Origin of the sequence: Sphingobium sp. (assembly GCF_035511395.1) — a bacterium.
Lineage (GTDB): Bacteria > Pseudomonadota > Alphaproteobacteria > Sphingomonadales > Sphingomonadaceae > Sphingobium.
Genome location: NZ_DATKFP010000318.1, coordinates 1 through 11682, shown reverse-complemented (window position 1 = coordinate 11682; position 11682 = coordinate 1). Strand labels below are relative to the sequence as shown.

Sequence of the window (11682 nt, the reverse complement as noted above, 5' to 3'; positions counted from 1 at the left end):
AGAGCGCGCCTGCCATGCAAAGCAGCAGCGAGGGCGCCAACTGGCGCAGCGGCACCGCGCCCGCCTGGCGGCTTCCGACGATCGTCACCGCTACCGGCAGGAAGCCCACCACCAGCGACGTCATGGCGATCCCGCCCATCTGCACGGCGCTGGCCAGCAGCACATAATAAAAGAGGTTCCCTGCCAGCGCGAGCCATCCGAGCGCCCAGAGGAGACGCGGCGTCATCAGCGCCATGAGCGCCCGCCAGCGCGGCGCGATCAGCAGTGCCGACATCGCGCCATAGGCCAGATAGCGGCCGACCGCCTGTTCCAGCGGACTGAAGCCGCGTACGACTTCTGGAGCCAGGAACACCAGTCCCCAAAGCGCGCCCGCGCCGGCGCCGAACAATACGCCCGCCAGCGTCGCCCCGTTCGATCCCTTGTCCATATGATGGCTGCTTTCCTGATCTGCTGATGGCGGCGTGAGTGATATCATCGACGAGTTGAGAAATGCGCTCTTGATTAGGGGACCGAATGCAACAATTACTCATTCACATGCCGGATACTGGTTCATCGCCTCGCCCGCTGGATTCGTTCGACAAGGCGATTCTGCGGCTCCTCCAGCGCGATAATCGCATGCCTCAGCGCGCCATTGCCGAAACGGTAAACCTGTCCGCAGCCGCTGTGCAGCGGCGTATCGCGGCCATGGAAAAAAGCGGCGTCATCGCCAGAAATGTCGCCATCGTCGATCCCGACGCGGTGGGCCTCGGCGTCACCTCGATCGTGGAAGTCAATCTGGTCGATGAGAAAGCGGCAACCGTCGACACAGCGAAAAAGCTGTTCCGCGACGATCCCGACGTCCAGCAATGCTATTATGTGACCGGCGGCCGCAGTTTCATCATGCTCATCGTCGCGCCCGACATGCGCGGCTACGAAGCCATCACCCGCCGCCTCTTCGCCGAGAATGAAGCCGTGGCGAACTACCACAGCTATCTGGCGCTCAACCGGGTGAAGGCAGGAATGGAACTGGTCATTCCGTGAGATGAAAACGGTCTGTCCTGGATGGGTGGCTAGCGGACTGTCGGTTTACGACAAAACATATGTTGCTATGGCCCCAACTGTTATCACCGCAAGAAGGCACCCCCACCAAGGAACTGGTTTTGAAAAGCGATCGCCGACTGGATCGCGTTCGTCCCAGAATGCCTCGGCCGATGCCACGAGTTCGCCTAGGGTGGCGTCGTCGTGAGGCTGTTCACCGACTGCTGCCAAAGATCGTTTTAGAAGTGCCATCAAAGCCACCCCGTCCGCAGGCGCGTCCATCGGGCTTATGATGACTCTGGAGCCATCTGCATCGATCGAATACTGTTCTCCTGATGGACCGAACGCGCGCGGGTAGATGCCATTGCGAACGTCCTCGGCTTCGAGATACCGTTCCGCTACCTTGAGATCGGGAAAAACAAGTAGAGGCTCGTCCGCTTCGACAAATATGTTCGGCATCGACGTATCGTGTCAGACTGACTGAATGTCCGCTAGTGGTCGCTTCCAGCCGCCAACCGGTGATGCCTATCGTCCGTTGTCCGCGATGATGTCGACGCTGGTCTTGCCGCCCGGCGCGGCAGTGAACAGGATGAAATAGGCGCTGCCGTCCGAACCGCGCGTACCGCCCAGCACATGGTCGCCGCCCATGACCTTGTGCTCGCCATCATAGCCGGCGCGGCGCGCGAGCGTGTAATAATAGTCCATCACGCCCTGACGCGGGACCGGCGTCACAAAACTGGCCGCGCGCAGGGTGCAGCCATCGGCTTCCGCGCCGGCCGCTTCGGTCAGCTGGGCGCCGGGATAGAGGGTGAAGGGTTCGGGCAGGCGCTGCGCCCATTCCGTGCCGTAGTTCAGCTTCTTCGCGCAGCCGGCGTTACCGCCACGGGCGCTTGCCTGCTCGCGCGCCACCGCGCCCAGCGTCACGGTCGACGCCATCGCCTCGCCCTCGGTCGCGGCTGGGGCGGACAGCAGCTTGCCGCCGGCCGCCTTCACCGCTGCCGCCTGCGCCTTGCCCGCGTCGCCGCCGAGCATGGGCACGGCGCCATTGGCGGGCCTGTCGGCCGGACGCACGGCGTTGCGGTTGGATTGGCCCACAAGCTGCGGATCGACGACGATCGGATCGGCCAGCGCGCCCTTGAGCGCGGGGTCGGCGGCATTATTGGTGAGCTGCGCATCGAGCGCGGCCAGATTGGTTTCCTTGTCACCCTTGCCACAGGCGGCAAGCGCCAGAACCAGCGACATCATGCCGACGGACCGAATAAGCGTCATCTCATCACTCCTTGGCCATCGGACATGGCAGGGAAACCCTTGCCCTTTTCCTGGGGGCATCCCCCGGACTGACCGATTTTTCCGGCAAAGGCCAGTTTCCCGACACTGGCATCATGACCCTGTCTTGCTCTGGGACAGGTTGAAGGCCATGTGTTGACGATGCTCAACCTGCTTTCCGGCTTCATCGGCCTCGTCGCCCTGATCCTGATGATCCCCGCAGTCCTGCCACTGCTGGGGGCGCTCAACTGGCTGTTCGTGCCGCTGGCCCTGTTCGGCGCCTTCATCGGCCTGATGTCTTCCAGGAAGAGCGGGCAGAATTTCTGCCTGATCGTGGCAGCCTTCGGCGCGCTGCGCCTGTTCTTGGGCGGAGGCATAATCTGAGCGACGCCGACACCGAGATACGACGCGGCCTGATCGCCGCGATCGGCGCCTATGGACTGTGGGGGCTGTTGCCGCTCTTCTTCCGGCTGCTCCACCATGTCGACCCGGTGGAGATCGTGACCCAGCGCGTGCTCTGGTCGCTGCTGCTGATCCTGGGCCTGCTGGCGCTACGGCGCGGCCTTCCCTCCTTCTTCACCGCGCTGCGCGACCGCCGGCTGATGCTTCCGCTGGCGGGTTCGGCGCTGATGATCGGCATCAACTGGCTGACCTATGTCTGGGCAGTCAATGACGGCCATGTCGTCGCGGCGAGCCTGGGCTATTTCCTCAATCCGCTGGTCGTGGTGACGCTGGGCGTGCTGGTGCTGAAAGAAAAGCTGCGCCGTCAGCAGATGCTGGCGATCGCGGTCGCGTCTATTGGCGTCGCCATCCTCGCGGCATCCGCCCTGACCACCTTGTGGATCAGTCTGGCGCTGGCGTTCAGCTTTGCCTTCTACGGCCTGTTGCGCAAGACGACGCCCGTGGCGCCGATGACCGGGCTGGGGGTCGAAACGCTGCTGCTGACGCCGTTGGCGATCGCCTATCTGACCTGGGAAGCCAGCCATGGCGGCGTGGGCTTTGGGCAGGATACGCCGACGACCGCCCTGCTCATCATCTCCGGCGCGGTGACAACGGTGCCGCTGGTGCTGTTCGCCATGGCGGCCCAACGGCTGCCTATGGCAACGCTGGGGCTGACGCAATATCTGGCGCCGACGCTGCAATTTCTCTGCGGCGTGCTGCTGTTCGGCGAGAAGCTGAGCGCAGGGCAGATGGCGAGTTTCGGCCTGATCTGGGTCGGCCTCATCCTCTTCGCCAGCGACGGCATCGCGACTGCAAGGCGGAGCCGGATGGCGGCGGCTTAAAAGCGTCCGCTGCGAATCGCCGCGCCGATTGCGCTGCCGGATGCGGACGGACTTGGCTAAATCGTGTCGCCGTCTTACCTAAAGCCGATGACTGGCACCACCCTGCGCGATCGCGCCATCCTCAGAATTTCGGCCGAAGAGGCCCGCCCCTTCCTTCAGGGGCTGCTGACCCGCGACGTCGTGAAGCTGGCGGGTGACGAACCGCGCTGGACCGGGTTGTTGACGCCCCAGGGCAAGGCGCTGTTCGACTTCATTCTGTGGGCAGATGGCGATGATGTGCTGATCGACTGTGAGGCTGCACAGGCCGATACGCTGGCAAAGCGCCTGACGCTCTACCGCCTGCGCCGCAAGGTGGTGATCGCGCGCGACGAATCGCTCGCCGTCCACTGGTCGCCCGACGCCACCGACATGCCTCTCGACCCGCGCATGCCCGCGCTCGGCCATCGCTGGCTGGCGCCTGCGGAAAATGGAGACGCCTCCTCTGCCTTCCGCGCCCATCGCCTCTCGCTCGGTGTCTTCGAGGGCGTGGCGGAACTGGGCCAGGACCAGATTCTCTGGCTGGAAACCAATGCGGAGGAGCTGGGCGGCGTCGACTATGACAAGGGTTGCTATGTCGGACAGGAAAACACCGCCCGCATGCATTATCGCAACAAGGTGAGCCGCCGGCTGGTCGCCGTCCCGCTCGCGCAGAGCGACGAAAAGCGCCAGCGCGCGATCCTGCCCGACCTTGGCCTGTCGATCGAGCTGCGCCGGGTAGAGACGCTCGATCCCGCTTCCCTGCCCGCATGGCTTGCTACGGCGGTCGAAGGCCAGGCCGCCGAATGAAGCGCATCCTGCTCGCGCTCGTCAGCGCTTTCGTCCTTGCCGCGCCGGCCCAGGCCGATACGCCGTGGAAGCTGGTCAAGACCTACCCCCATGATCCCACGGCCTTTACCGAGGGCCTCTTCTATCTCGACGGCGCCCTCTATGAAAGCACCGGCTTGGAGGGCCAGTCGGACATCCGCAAGGTCGCGCTCAAGACGGGCAAGATACTCCAGCGCCGTGTTATCGACCGCCGCTATTTCGGCGAGGGCATCGTCAACTGGAAGGACCGGCTGGTCAGCCTGACCTGGCGCCACCGGCAGGGTTTCGTCTGGAACCTCGCCGATCTCGCGCCGCTGTCCGACTTCCGCTATGAAGGCGAAGGCTGGGGCATGACCCAGGACGGCCGCCATATCGTCATGAGCGACGGCAGCGCACAGTTGCGTTTTCTCGAACCGGACACCCTGACCGAATCGCGCCGCATCACCGTCACATGGAACGGCCGCGCGGTCGATCGGCTCAATGAACTGGAATGGGTTCGGGGTGAAATATGGGCGAACATCTGGTATGACACGAAGATCGCCCGTATCGATCCCGCGACCGGGGCCGTGATCGACTGGATCGACATCGCCCCGTTGATGAAGGAAGCCGGCGTCAAGGACAGCGAGGCAGTCGCCAACGGTATTGCCTATGACGCAGCCACCGACCGGGTGTTCGTCACGGGCAAGAACTGGCCAAAGCTGTTCGAGATCAAGGTGGCGCGTTGACCGCAGGAAACCGCCATTTTGCCGGCCTGGGAGTTGACTATCATGGAGCGAATCGCTACAGGCGCTCCTCCCCAACACGCTGGTGAGCGGCAGTGCTTCTTGCACTAGCCGTCTTTTTTGCGTCTAGGGGAATAGGAAATCGGCCGTTTTTCCTCGCCAGGGAAGGACGGCCCGGACGCTTTGAGATAGGGCGGCGCAAGCGGCCCTGTGGAGCAGGAGATTAAATTACCATGGCACGTATTGCGGGTGTCAACATCCCGACCAACAAGCGCGTGATCATCGCGCTCACCTACATCCACGGCATCGGTCGCAAGACTGCCGTCGACCTCGCCGACAAGCTGGGCATCGACCACAGCCGCCGCGTTCAGGACCTGTCGGACGCCGAAGTCCTGCAGATCCGCGAAGCCATCGACGCCGACCTGACCGTCGAAGGCGATCTGCGTCGCGAAACCGCGATGAACATCAAGCGCCTGATGGACCTGGCCTGCTATCGCGGCCTGCGTCATCGCAAGGGCCTGCCGGTCCGCGGTCAGCGCACGCACACCAATGCGCGCACCCGCAAGGGCAAGGCGAAGCCGATCGCCGGCAAGAAGAAGTAATCGTTGAGGGTCGCGCCTTCTGGCAGACCCTCCGGCAACTTCTGCTTTTGAACGATTTCAGTAGGATTAGAGCAAAATGGCACGCGAACCTCAGCGCATTAAGCGCCGCGAACGCAAGAACATCTCGGCTGGCGTCGCGCACGTCAACGCCAGCTTCAACAACACCATGGTGACCATCACCGACGCCCAGGGCAACGCGATCTCCTGGTCCTCGGCCGGCATGATGGGCTTCAAGGGCAGCCGCAAGTCGACCCCGTACGCCGCTCAGGTGTGCGCCGAAGACGCCGGCCGCAAGGCCGCCGAACATGGCGTCCGCACCCTCGAAGTCGAAGTGAAGGGCCCCGGTTCGGGCCGTGAATCGGCTCTGCGCGCCCTTCAGGCCGTCGGCTTCCACATCACCTCGATCCGCGACGTGACGCCGATCCCGCACAACGGCGTGCGTCCGTCCAAGCGTCGCCGCGTCTAAACGCAGCGCTGCATGATATGCGGGCGGCGGACGCGTCGCCCGTTTTCCCGTTTGCATCGCCGGAACGTTCCTGTCGGGTCAGGATTTCTCAAGCGTTTCGGCCCATCCCCAGGGGAAATACATGACTGTCAACATGAAGAACTGGCAGGAATTGAAGAAGCCCAGCAGCCTTGAGATCAAGGCGTCGGGTGACGGCAAGCGCAAGGCGACCTTCGTTGCCGAGCCGCTGGAGCGCGGTTTCGGCCTGACGCTCGGCAATGCGCTGCGCCGTGTTCTTCTCTCCTCGCTTCAGGGCGCGGCGGTCACCTCGATCAAGATCGAGAATGTCCTGCATGAATTCTCGTCGCTCGCCGGCGTGCGCGAGGACGTGACCGACATCGTCCTCAACATCAAGCAGGTCGCGCTGAAGATGGAAGGCGAAGGCCCCCGTCGTCTTCAACTGTCCGCCACCGGCCCGGCCGTGGTGAAGGCTGGCGATATCAGCGTTGTCGGCGACATCGAAGTGATGAACCCGGACCTTGTGATCTGTCACCTGGACCAGGGCGCGACGCTGAACATGGAACTGACCGCCGACGTCGGCAAGGGCTATGTCCCCGCCGTCGCCAACCGTCCTGCGGACGCTCCGATCGGCCTGATCCCGATCGACGCGCTCTACTCGCCGGTGCGTCAGGTCGCCTACAAGGTCGACAATACCCGCGTCGGCCAGGAACTGGACTATGACAAGCTGTCGCTGACGCTTGAAACCGACGGCACCGTCACGCCGGAAGACGCGGTGGCCTATGCCGCCCGCATCCTTCAGGATCAGCTCCAGCTGTTCGTCCACTTCGAGGACGCCCTGCCCGCCGCTGCGCCGGCCGCTGGCCATGCTGCCGCCGCCGCTTCGGAAGGCGAAAGCGACGCCAACCAGATCAACCGCTATCTGCTCAAGAAGGTGGACGAACTGGAACTGTCGGTCCGCTCGGCCAACTGCCTCAAGAACGACAACATCATCTACATCGGCGATCTGGTCCAGAAGACCGAAGCCGAGATGCTGCGCACCCCGAATTTCGGTCGCAAGTCGCTGAACGAAATCAAGGAAGTGCTGTCGTCCATGGGCCTGCGTCTGGGCATGGACATCCCCGGCTGGCCGCCGGAAAATATCGAGGAAATGGCCAAGAAGCTCGAACAGGAGCTGCTAGGCTGATCCCTTGCCCTCCCCCGGCCTTGCTCGGGGAGGGGCGATCACCGCTCAGGGCATTCCGGTGCCCAGTGACGGTGTGAACTTCGCCCATTTTTTGGGCACGGGCATGTGGCGGTGGCCCTTAACACTGCCAGGTCTGGGGTACCTCACACGGCCCCTTAACGAACGAAGGAAGAAAACATGCGTCACAAGATTGGTCATCGCAAGCTGCAGCGCAGCGCCGGTCACCGCAATTCGCTGCTGCGCAACCTCGCGGCTTCGCTCATCAAGCATGAGCAGATCCTGACCGGCACCGCCAAGGCCAAGGAACTGCGTCCTTACGTCGAAAAGCTGATCACCCTCGCCAAGAAGGGTGGCCTGTCCAACCGTCGTCTGGCCTCGGCCCGTCTGCAGGACGATGTGCAGCTGGCCAAGCTGTTCGAAGTGCTTGCCGAGCGCTACAAGGACCGCAACGGTGGTTACACCCGCGTGATCAAGGCCGGCTACCGCGCTTCGGACGCGTCGCCGATCGCGATCATCGAACTGGTCGACCGCGATGTCGACGCCAAGGGCCAGGACTCGGGTCCGGTCCAGGGCGCCGATGACGAGCTGGAAGAAGCGTGATCTGATCGGTCCTGATAATCGGGACTGAATCATTTACCGGCAGGCCGCGATCCCCTAGGGATCGCGGCCTGTTCTTTTTGGGAAAAGAGTGACGAAGAGAGGATGCGTGCCGCTGCCCTGATCCTGCTGCCGCTATTACTGGCGGCTGCCCCGGCCGTCGCACGCGCCGAAGGCGCCGTGATCGACGCCGGCGACAAGGCGCTGCGCTACCCTGTCACCAGACGCCTTGATCTGGTGGAAGATCATTTCGGCGTGAAAGTCGCCGATCCCTATCGCTGGCTGGAAAACGACCTGCGCGCCGATCCGGCCGTGCGGGACTGGGTCGCCGAGGAAAACGCCCTCACCCGTCACTATATCGACGGCCTGCCGGGACGCGAGGCGCTCAAGACGCGGATGCAAGCGCTCTTCTCCCACGGCCGCTTCACTATTCCCCGCAAGGCGGGCGGGCGCTATTTCTATGGCTACAACAGGGGCTTGCAGAACCAGACGCCGCTTTATGTCCGAGAAGGGCTGAACGGCAAGCAGCGCCTTCTGCTCGATCCCAACGACTGGGCAAAGGACGGCGCCAGCGCGCTCGCCGAATGGGCGCCCTCTCCCGACGGCAAATATCTGGCCTATGCGGTGCAGGATGCCGGCAGCGACTGGCGCACGCTCAAGCTGCTCGACGTCGACAGCGGCAAGATATTGGACGATGCCGTCGAGTGGGTAAAATTCTCCCAGATCGCATGGGATGGCCGCGGCGAAGGCTATTTCTATTCCCGCTTTGCCCCGCCACAGGATGGCGAAGCCTTCCGCTCCGCCAATGCGGATCAGCAGATCTTCTACCACCGCGTCGGTACCGACCAGGCGCAGGATCAGCTCATCTACGCGAGTCCGGACCGTCCCACGCTCAGTCATCAGGCGCAGGTGACGGCAGACGGGCGCTGGCTGATCATCACCTCCTTTCAGGGCATCGACCCGCGCCGCGAAGTCCACGTCGCCGAACTGACCGGCGGCCCCATCAAGCCCCGTCTGCTCGTCAAAGGGCCGGTCAATGACTGGCGGTTGATCGGCAGCAAGGGCGCGACGCTCTATTTCATCACCGACCAGCGCGCCGCCCATATGCGCGTGGTGACGATGGACGCCACCCGCCCCCGCAAAGCAGCAAAGGAGTTGGTGCGGGAGAGGAAGGAGACGCTGGCTGGCGGATCGCTGGTCGGCAATCGCATGATCCTGGCCTATATGAGCGACGCGCAGACCGTTGCCGAACTGGTCGAACTGGACGGCCGCAAGGTAGGCGACGTGCCCCTGCCCGGCTTCGGCACGGCGGCGGGCTTTGGCGGGCGCGAGGGCGATCCCGAAACATTCTTCAGCTTTTCCGGGTTCGTCACACCGGCCAGCATCTATCGGTTCGACACGGCGACCCAGCAATATCAGTCGTTCGCCCAGCCCGACCTGCCCTTCAACCCCGACGATTTCGGAATCGAACAGCGCCTCTATCCGTCGAAGGATGGGACGCTGATCCCGATCACCATCCTGCGCAAAAAGGCGCTGGCCGACCATGCCATTTCTGCGCCGACCATCCTCTACGGCTATGGCGGATTCAATATCTCGCTGACACCCGGCTATTCGGCGGTGCGCATGGCCTGGCTGGAACAGGGCGGCGCCTATGCGATCGCGAACCTGCGGGGCGGTGGCGAATATGGCAAGGCATGGCATGACGCAGGACGTGGCGCGAACAAGCAGAATGTTTTCGACGATTTCATCGCCGCCGGCGAATGGCTCAAGACCAATGGCTATACGCCGCAGGATGGGCTGGCGATCGAAGGGCGGTCCAATGGCGGCCTGCTGGTGGGCGCGGTGGTAAACCAGCGCCCCGACCTGTTTGCGGCCGCGCTGCCGGCCGTGGGCGTGATGGACATGCTGCGGTTCGACCGCTTCACGGCCGGCCGCTATTGGGTCGACGACTATGGATCGCCGGAGAAGGCGGAGGATTTTCCGCTGCTCTACGGCTATTCGCCCTATCACAACATATTGCCGGGCAAGGATTATCCGGCGATCCTCGTCACCACGGCCGACACGGATGACCGGGTGGTGCCTGCGCACAGCTTCAAATATGCCGCCGCGCTTCAGGCCGCCAATATCGGCGATCGGCCGCATCTGATCCGCATCGAAAGCCGCGCGGGTCATGGCGCGGGGAAGCCGGTCGACAAGCTGATTGACGAATATGCCGACAGCTACGCCTTTCTTGCATCGTTCACGGGATTGAAGATCGCGGCTAAGCCGGACTAAGCGTCTGGTGTCGATCATACACCGCTGATATCCTCCGGGCCCATGACTGGGGGAATCGAAGCGGCAGGTGACGCAGTCACCGGAGCGATGTTGGCGCGGGCGGTGGAGCCTGGGCATGGTGAAGCGCATGAAGCGGGCCATGGCCCCTGCCTCAATTGTGGCGCGGCGCTAACTGGCAATTATTGCGCCGAATGCGGGCAGGCGGCGCATATCCACCGCAGCTTCGCGGCGATCGGCCATGACCTGGCCCATGGCGTGCTCCATTTCGAGGGCAAGATCTGGACCACCCTTCCCGAACTGGCCTTGCGGCCGGGCAAGCTGACGCGACGCTATATCCAGGGCGAACGGGCCAAGTTCGTGTCGCCCTTTGCCCTGTTCCTGTTCACCGCCTTCCTGATGTACGCCATCTTCTCGCTTACCAGCCATCATGGCCCGGACGATGCGGTCAAGGGCGTGAAGATGAACAGCGAGGCGCAGGCCGAACTGCGCAAGGAGCAGGAAAAAGCCGATGCCCGCATCAAGAAGGTCGAGGAGGATCTGGCAGTTCCCGGCATCTCGGCCGGCCGGCGCGAGGCGCTGACGGAAAAACTGGTCGACGCGCGGGAAGAGCGGAAAGGCCTGACCCTGGCCAGCGACCTGACAGATTCGCTGTTGGGCGAAGGGGTGAATGGCGGGGTCGCCAAGACAGTAGGCAAGGCCGTAAGCGCGGCGGCGGAAAATCCGGAGTTCGCCTATTACAAGCTCAAGGCCAACGCCTATAAATTCTCCTGGGCGCTGATTTTGATATCCCTGCCTTTCCTGTGGCTGTTCTTTCCCTTCAGCCGCCGCTACAAGATGTACGACCATGCGATCTACGTAACCTATTCGATCGCCTTCATGTCGCTGCTCTTCTGCGTGTCGATGATATTGGGCGCGGTGCATGTCACAAGCGGCCTCGTCACCCTTGGCTTGCTGCTGTTCGCCGCCTGGCACATGTATCGCCAGTTCAAGGACGCCTATATCCTGTCACGCACCGGGACGTTGCTGCGACTGCCATTGCTCTATGGGTTCGCCTGCGTCTCGCTCTCGCTCTTCTTCACCTTCCTGGTGATGATGGGATGACGCGACAGGTCCGCCCTGTATAGGGGCGGGCATGATCACCTCCTCCCTCTGGTTGCCCGCTACCCTGCTGGCCGGCGCGACACAGGCCTGGCGCACCGCCGTCCAGCGCCGGGTCAGCCACAGCCTTTCCCTGAACGGCGCGGGCATGGTCCGCTATCTATACGGCATTCCCTTCGCCCTGTTGCTGCTCGGCATCTATCGGCTGGCCTTTCCCGTGGCCTGGCCGGCGCTACGATCGCATTTCCTGCTTTTCTGCCTCGCGGGCGGCCTGGCGCAGATCATCGCGACCAACCTGCTGATCCTGGCCTTCAGCCACCGCAATTTCGTG

14 protein-coding genes and 1 pseudogene are annotated in these 11682 nt (G+C 63.3%); 12 read left to right on the top strand and 3 right to left on the bottom strand.

Annotated features, from left to right (window positions below):
* Positions 1–427: EamA family transporter (locus tag VMR39_RS22260; protein WP_325419195.1), on the bottom strand; the 427-nt coding region annotated here is incomplete at its 3' end.
* 86 nt (positions 428–513) lie between these two features.
* Here VMR39_RS22260 and VMR39_RS22255 point away from each other — a divergent pair.
* Positions 514–1020, top strand: a complete 507-nt coding sequence (locus tag VMR39_RS22255) for an Lrp/AsnC family transcriptional regulator (protein WP_325419193.1) — start codon at positions 514–516, stop codon at positions 1018–1020.
* A 45-nt stretch (positions 1021–1065) separates the two neighbouring features.
* On the opposite strand, the gene VMR39_RS22250 is transcribed toward VMR39_RS22255, so the two are convergent.
* Positions 1066–1476, bottom strand: a complete 411-nt coding sequence (locus VMR39_RS22250; RefSeq protein ID WP_325419191.1) for a hypothetical protein — start codon at positions 1474–1476, stop codon at positions 1066–1068.
* 66 nt (positions 1477–1542) lie between these two features.
* On the bottom strand, positions 1543–2286 hold the full coding sequence (locus tag VMR39_RS22245) for a hypothetical protein (protein ID WP_325419189.1): 744 nt from the start codon (positions 2284–2286) through the stop codon (positions 1543–1545).
* A gap of 159 nt (positions 2287–2445) precedes the next feature.
* On the opposite strand from VMR39_RS22245, the gene VMR39_RS22240 reads away from it, so the two are divergent.
* The 11 genes and pseudogenes from VMR39_RS22240 to VMR39_RS22190 all read left to right on the top strand — a co-directional run.
* The gene (locus tag VMR39_RS22240; protein ID WP_325419201.1) at positions 2446–2667 is read left to right on the top strand and encodes a hypothetical protein; all 222 of its coding nucleotides are present in this window, start codon (positions 2446–2448) and stop codon (positions 2665–2667) included.
* A gap of 32 nt (positions 2668–2699) precedes the next feature.
* Positions 2700–3566: an EamA family transporter RarD gene (gene rarD, locus VMR39_RS22235; RefSeq protein WP_414712574.1), complete on the top strand. Its 867-nt coding sequence runs from the start codon at positions 2700–2702 to the stop codon at positions 3564–3566.
* Between the two features lie 87 nt (positions 3567–3653).
* Positions 3654–4391: a folate-binding protein gene (locus tag VMR39_RS22230; protein ID WP_325419197.1), complete on the top strand. Its 738-nt coding sequence runs from the start codon at positions 3654–3656 to the stop codon at positions 4389–4391.
* Positions 4388–5134, top strand: coding sequence for a glutaminyl-peptide cyclotransferase (locus VMR39_RS22225; RefSeq protein ID WP_325419187.1), 747 nt, complete (start codon positions 4388–4390; stop codon positions 5132–5134). Before VMR39_RS22230 ends, VMR39_RS22225 begins: the two co-directional genes overlap by 4 nt.
* Positions 5135–5364: 230 nt before the next feature.
* A complete protein-coding gene (gene rpsM, locus VMR39_RS22220) occupies positions 5365–5733 on the top strand; it encodes a 30S ribosomal protein S13 (RefSeq protein WP_007707977.1) in 369 nt (122 codons plus the stop codon).
* A 76-nt stretch (positions 5734–5809) separates the two neighbouring features.
* Entirely contained in the window at positions 5810–6199 is a 390-nt protein-coding gene (gene rpsK, locus VMR39_RS22215) for a 30S ribosomal protein S11 (protein WP_004208752.1), read from the top strand.
* 121 nt (positions 6200–6320) lie between these two features.
* Complete coding sequence (locus VMR39_RS22210; RefSeq protein ID WP_325419184.1) at positions 6321–7382, top strand: DNA-directed RNA polymerase subunit alpha; 1062 nt, start codon at positions 6321–6323, stop codon at positions 7380–7382.
* Positions 7383–7559: 177 nt separating this feature from the next.
* Positions 7560–7982, top strand: a complete 423-nt coding sequence (rplQ, locus tag VMR39_RS22205) for a 50S ribosomal protein L17 (protein ID WP_325419182.1) — start codon at positions 7560–7562, stop codon at positions 7980–7982.
* Positions 7983–8084: 102 nt separating this feature from the next.
* Complete coding sequence (locus tag VMR39_RS22200; protein ID WP_325419180.1) at positions 8085–10253, top strand: prolyl oligopeptidase family serine peptidase; 2169 nt, start codon at positions 8085–8087, stop codon at positions 10251–10253.
* Between the two features lie 42 nt (positions 10254–10295).
* Positions 10296–11354 carry a DUF3667 domain-containing protein gene (locus tag VMR39_RS22195; RefSeq protein ID WP_325419178.1) on the top strand — a complete coding sequence of 353 codons (1059 nt, stop codon included), beginning with the start codon at positions 10296–10298 and terminating at the stop codon, positions 11352–11354.
* 31 nt (positions 11355–11385) lie between these two features.
* Positions 11386–11682, top strand: a pseudogene (locus VMR39_RS22190) (EamA/RhaT family transporter); the annotation flags it as partial.

Coding starts and splice junctions, on each gene's coding strand:
- VMR39_RS22255 (WP_325419193.1), top strand. CDS start 514: ATGCAACAATTACTCATTCACATGCCGGATACTGGTTCATCGCCTCGC.
- VMR39_RS22250 (WP_325419191.1), bottom strand. CDS start 1,476: ATGCCGAACATATTTGTCGAAGCGGACGAGCCTCTACTTGTTTTTCCC.
- VMR39_RS22245 (WP_325419189.1), bottom strand. CDS start 2,286: ATGACGCTTATTCGGTCCGTCGGCATGATGTCGCTGGTTCTGGCGCTT.
- VMR39_RS22240 (WP_325419201.1), top strand. CDS start 2,446: ATGCTCAACCTGCTTTCCGGCTTCATCGGCCTCGTCGCCCTGATCCTG.
- VMR39_RS22230 (WP_325419197.1), top strand. CDS start 3,654: ATGACTGGCACCACCCTGCGCGATCGCGCCATCCTCAGAATTTCGGCC.
- VMR39_RS22225 (WP_325419187.1), top strand. CDS start 4,388: ATGAAGCGCATCCTGCTCGCGCTCGTCAGCGCTTTCGTCCTTGCCGCG.
- rpsM (WP_007707977.1), top strand. CDS start 5,365: ATGGCACGTATTGCGGGTGTCAACATCCCGACCAACAAGCGCGTGATC.
- rpsK (WP_004208752.1), top strand. CDS start 5,810: ATGGCACGCGAACCTCAGCGCATTAAGCGCCGCGAACGCAAGAACATC.
- VMR39_RS22210 (WP_325419184.1), top strand. CDS start 6,321: ATGACTGTCAACATGAAGAACTGGCAGGAATTGAAGAAGCCCAGCAGC.
- rplQ (WP_325419182.1), top strand. CDS start 7,560: ATGCGTCACAAGATTGGTCATCGCAAGCTGCAGCGCAGCGCCGGTCAC.
- VMR39_RS22200 (WP_325419180.1), top strand. CDS start 8,085: ATGCGTGCCGCTGCCCTGATCCTGCTGCCGCTATTACTGGCGGCTGCC.
- VMR39_RS22195 (WP_325419178.1), top strand. CDS start 10,296: ATGACTGGGGGAATCGAAGCGGCAGGTGACGCAGTCACCGGAGCGATG.